Below are 3,978 nucleotides of genomic sequence, written 5' to 3'. Positions count from 1 at the left end.
CCGGACGACGCCGGGTCGGACGGGCCCGCGGAGCCGACCCCGGACGACGGGCCCGTCCCCCCGGAGCCCTCGCGCACGCCCGATCCGGAGCCCACGCCGACGCCGCCCGAGCCGCCGGTCACACCGGAGCCGACGCAGGCGGAGCCGTCCTCGTCGGCGCACCAGCCGCCCGAGACGCAGTTGGCGCAGCGGGAGCCGGCGCCGGAAGCGGGGGCGCCGGTTTAAGTCCGTCCTTCCAGCGCTTCCACGCCCGCCGGACCCCCCGTTCACCTGCCGGTTTGCTTTCGGGGGTATCGGGTGCGTATGGTGGCAGATCGTTTGATCCTATTTGCCCGGCGCCACTGCAGAGCGCGCCGTGTGGCGCGTACTCTCTCCCTTGCCGTGGTGGACCGCATCGAGGCGGTCGTTATTGCGAACTGCGATTCACGGAGTTGACGGGCGCGTGCCGAAGAGACTCCGGAAGGTTTCGCATTCGTATGCCCATCGCCAGTACTGATCACGTCGTCGTGCCCGAGAACACCGAGGACACCGACATCACCTCCGCCCCCGAGGCGGCCCCCGAGCCCACCTTCGCCGACCTCGGCCTGCCCGAGGGCGTCGTGCGCAAGCTCGCGCAGAACGGCGTGACCACCCCCTTCCCGATCCAGGCCGCGACCATCCCGGACGCCCTGGCCGGCAAGGACATCCTCGGCCGTGGCCGCACCGGCTCCGGCAAGACCCTCTCCTTCGGTCTGCCGACCCTGGCCACGCTGGCCGGCGGCCGCACCGAGAAGCACAAGCCGCGCGCCGTCATCCTGACGCCCACGCGCGAGCTGGCCATGCAGGTCGCCGACGCGCTCCAGCCGTACGGCGACGTCCTCGGCCTGAAGATGAAGGTCGTCTGCGGCGGCACCTCGATGGGCAACCAGATCTACGCCCTCGAGCGCGGCGTCGACATCCTCGTCGCCACCCCCGGCCGCCTGCGCGACATCATCAACCGCGGCGCCTGCTCCCTGGAGAACGTGCAGATCACCGTTCTCGACGAGGCCGACCAGATGTCCGACCTGGGCTTCCTGCCCGAGGTCACCGAGCTGCTCGACCAGGTCCCGGCCGGCGGCCAGCGGATGCTGTTCTCCGCCACCATGGAGAACGAGATCAAGACCCTCGTCGACCGGTACCTGAAGGACCCGGCGACCCACGAGGTCGACGCGGCGCAGGGCGCGGTGACGACCATGTCGCACCACATCCTCGTCGTGAAGCCCAAGGACAAGGCGCCGGTCACCGCGGCCATCGCCTCCCGCAAGGGCCGCACCATCATCTTCGTCCGCACCCAGCTGGGCGCCGACCGCGTCGCCGAGCAGCTGCGCGACGCGGGCGCCAAGGCGGACGCGCTGCACGGCGGCATGACCCAGGGCGCGCGCACGCGCACCCTGGCCGACTTCAAGGACGGCTACGTCAACGTCCTGGTCGCCACCGACGTCGCCGCGCGCGGCATCCACGTCGACGGCATCGACCTGGTCCTCAACGTGGACCCGGCCGGCGACCACAAGGACTACCTGCACCGCGCGGGCCGCACGGCGCGCGCCGGCCGCACCGGCACCGTCGTCTCCCTGTCGCTGCCGCACCAGCGCCGCCAGATCTTCCGGCTGATGGAGGACGCGGGCGTCGACGCCACGCGCCACATCATCCAGGGCGGTGCCGCCTTCGACCCCGAGGTCGCCGAGATCACCGGCGCCCGGTCCATGACCGAGGTGCAGGCCGAGTCCGCGGGCAACGCGGCGCAGCAGGCCGAGCGCGAGGTCGCCCAGCTCACCAAGGAGCTGGAGCGCGCCCAGCGCCGCGCCTCCGAGCTGCGCGACGAGGCCGACCGCCTGCTGGCCCGGGTCGCGCGGGAGCGGGGCGAGGACGTCGAGACGGTGGTCGCCGAGGCGGCCGAGGCCGAGGTCTCGCTGCCGGAGCAGCCGACCGTGCGGGACGTCGAGCGGACCGAGCGCGTGGAGCGTACGGAGGCTTCGGCACCGTACGAGCGGCGCGAGCGCCGTGACGACCGCGGTGACCGCGGTGGCTTCCGTCGTGACGAGCGTCGTGACGACCGTGGTGGGCGTTCCTTCGAGCGTCGTGACGACCGCGGTGGCTTCAACCGCGACCGTGACCGTCGTGACGACCGTGGCGGCTTCCGCCGTGACGACCGCGGTGACCGTGGCGGCTTCCGTCGTGACGAGCGTCGTGACGACCGTGGTGGGCGTTCCTTCGAGCGTCGTGACGACCGCGGTGGCTTCAACCGCGACCGTGACCGTCGTGACGACCGTGGCGGCTTCCGCCGTGACGAGCGCCGTGACGACCGTGGTGGGCGTTCCTTCGAGCGTCGTGACGACCGCGGCGGTTTCAACCGCGACCGTGACCGCGGCGAGCGCGGCGGCTTCCGCCGTGACGACCGCGGCGGCCACCGCGGCAGCGACCGTCCGTTCAACCGCGACCGCCAGGGCGACCGCCCCGGTTTCCACTCCGGCTCCCACGACCGCCCGTACGGCCGTCGTGACGACCACCGCAGCGGCGGCTCCTTCGGCCGCCGCGAGGACAAGCCGCGCTGGAAGCGCAACGGCTGACACAGGCTCACCGAGCCGGCCGGGAGGGCCCGCACGACACCCGTCGTGCGGGCCCTCCCGCGTTCCGCGCGGGACACGTCCCGCGATACCCGATCGGAGTCCCGGCCACGTCCGGCTATGCTCGGGGAGGCAACATCGCCAGGGGCCCTTAGCTCAATTGGCAGAGCAGTGGACTTTTAATCCATTGGTTGTGGGTTCGAGTCCCACAGGGCCTACCTCCCGCAGGAGTGGCACACCGCCTCTGACCTGCTGCGCGGCGCTCGAACCGGCTTCGGCCGGCTCGGGCGCCGCGTCATTTCGCGGGGCGCTCGTCCCGGTTCGGGTCGAGGAGCTGCACGGCGATCCCGGTGAGGACCAGGCCCGCCGCGATGAGGAGACCGTCGGGGACGACGACGCCCGCGGCGAGCATGGTCACCCCGATCACCAGCGCGCACCAGGCGCTCGTGCGCCGGTACTCGCGGGGGCGGGCCGGACGGCCTTCGGAGAGTGAGCGGACGAAACGGGGGTCCTCGTGTTCGAGACGGGCTGCGAGATCGACCAGGCGCTCGTCGTCGGACTGGGGCACGGCTCCTCCTTCCCAGGGGGCGGCCGCCCGGTGACACCACCGACGGCCATCACTCCGTGACGCCGGGGGCGTGAAGAGGGTGAACCGTCGGCCTGCCGCGAACTCGGCCCGCTACAAGGGAGTTTGCCCTTGTGCCGACGTCGTCACCCGTCCGGTGCGGCAGACTCCAGCGTCGCCCGCCGCCACCGCCCGCGGCCATCCGTCGCGGACCCCATCCGCCCTGGGGGCCACCGCGTACGCGGGCCGTCCGGCCGGCCGTGGTCCCGGGGAGAAATGGGGGCTGTCACCGATGGCGCGGGAACCGTTCGGCGCACACGCTGGGAGTGACGGCCCGCGCCGCGCCCCCGGTCCGCGGGCCGTCGGGCTCCCGCCGCACACGGTGAGCCCGTGGTGAGCGGCCGACGGCGAGGAGGCGGTACGGGGTGCCCCTGTTCTGGCGGATCTTCCTGCTGAACGCCGTCGTGCTCATCGTGGCCACGGCCCTGCTGCTGGGGCCCGTCACGGTGTCCACGCCGGTCCTGCTCACCGAGGCCGCGGTCCTCACGGTGGGGCTGGCCGCCATGCTCGTCGCCAACGCGCTGCTGCTCCGCGTGGGTCTCGCCCCGCTGCAGCGCCTGACCCGCGCGATGACGACGACGGACCTGCTCCGCCCGGGACACCGCCCGGCGGTCGGCGGGCGCGGCGAGATCGCCGAGCTGATCACCACGTTCAACACCATGCTGGACCGGCTGGAGGACGAGCGCGCCACGAGCAGCGCCCGCGCCCTGTCCGCGCAGGAGTCCGAGCGCCGGCGCGTCGCCCGCGAGCTGCACGACGAGGTCGGCCAGT

At 73.0% G+C, this 3,978-nt stretch carries 3 protein-coding genes, 1 tRNA gene and 1 pseudogene; 4 read left to right on the top strand and 1 reads right to left on the bottom strand.

Translation table 11 applies throughout. The features are described 5' to 3' along the window. The 3 genes and pseudogenes from B7767_RS48505 to B7767_RS31430 form a co-directional block, all read left to right on the top strand. A pseudogene (locus B7767_RS48505) lies at nt 1-225 on the top strand (hypothetical protein); the annotation flags it as partial. Between the two features lie 251 nt (nt 226-476). After that, complete coding sequence (locus tag B7767_RS31435; protein ID WP_085575097.1) at nt 477-2,585, top strand: DEAD/DEAH box helicase; 2,109 nt, start codon at nt 477-479, stop codon at nt 2,583-2,585. 142 nt (nt 2,586-2,727) lie between these two features. Beyond that, a tRNA-Lys gene (locus B7767_RS31430) sits at nt 2,728-2,800 on the top strand. A 77-nt stretch (nt 2,801-2,877) separates the two neighbouring features. On the opposite strand, the gene B7767_RS31425 is transcribed toward B7767_RS31430, so the two are convergent. Then, on the bottom strand, nt 2,878-3,150 hold the full coding sequence (locus tag B7767_RS31425; RefSeq protein WP_085575096.1) for a DUF3040 domain-containing protein: 273 nt from the start codon (nt 3,148-3,150) through the stop codon (nt 2,878-2,880). A gap of 422 nt (nt 3,151-3,572) precedes the next feature. Between B7767_RS31425 and B7767_RS31420 the strand changes: the two genes are divergently transcribed. Next, on the top strand, nt 3,573-3,978 hold a 406-nt coding region (locus B7767_RS31420; RefSeq protein WP_143652726.1), incomplete at its 3' end, for a HAMP domain-containing protein.

It is taken from the genome of Streptomyces sp. 13-12-16 (genome assembly GCF_002114215.1).
Classification (GTDB): Bacteria; Actinomycetota; Actinomycetes; order Streptomycetales; family Streptomycetaceae; genus Streptomyces.
This window is presented reverse-complemented; position numbering and strand designations above follow the sequence as displayed.

Excerpts from the sequence above, each read along its gene's own strand:
- B7767_RS31435 (WP_085575097.1), top strand. The coding sequence starts at position 477 with ATGCCCATCGCCAGTACTGATCACGTCGTCGTGCCCGAGAACACCGAG.